At 62.9% G+C, this 555-nt stretch carries 1 protein-coding gene and 1 pseudogene; both read right to left on the reverse strand.

Annotated elements, in window-relative coordinates:
• A pseudogene (locus tag NKJ94_RS37510) lies at positions 1-155 on the reverse strand (sensor histidine kinase KdpD); the annotation flags it as partial.
• 52 nt (positions 156-207) lie between these two features.
• Positions 208-555, reverse strand: a 348-nt coding sequence (locus NKJ94_RS37515) for a potassium-transporting ATPase subunit C (RefSeq protein ID WP_352532829.1), incomplete at its 5' end; no start/stop codon positions are given.

Consider the following 555-nt stretch of genomic DNA (forward strand, 5'->3'; position numbering starts at 1 on the left):
CTGGCGCGGCCCGACATCAGCATCTCGTAGGTCTTGCCGACACCGGGAGCGGCGCCGAGAAATATCCTCAGGCGACCTCGCTCCTCCCGCTCTGCATGCTCGAGCAGCGCGTCGGGAGAGGGCCTGGTTTCGGCGGTGCGGCTGTCGTCTGGCATCAGGATCAATCATGAACGGCGCCGGCTTCGGTGTCGATCCCGGCGCCCGCCTTCATTGTTTCGTGGCATCGTCCAGCGCAAGGTTGAGGGCCAGCACATTGACCACCGGCTCGCCTATGAAGCCCAATTCGCGATCCTCGACATGGCTGTCGACAAGCGATTTGATCCTGGATTCATCGACGTTCCTTGCCCTGGCCACCCTGGCGACCTGAAAATAGGCCGCATCGGGGCTGATATGCGGATCGAGGCCGCTGCCGGACGTGGTGACCAGATCCATCGGCACCCGCTGGTTCGGGTTTTCGGCCCTCAACTTTTCGGCGTCGCTCTTGATACGGTCGATCAGCTTCGGGTTAGTCGGGCCGAGATTTGAGCCGCCCGAGGCGGCGGCATTGTAACCGTC

The organism is Mesorhizobium sp. M0060, assembly GCF_040323155.1.
GTDB lineage: Bacteria > Pseudomonadota > Alphaproteobacteria > Rhizobiales > Rhizobiaceae > Mesorhizobium.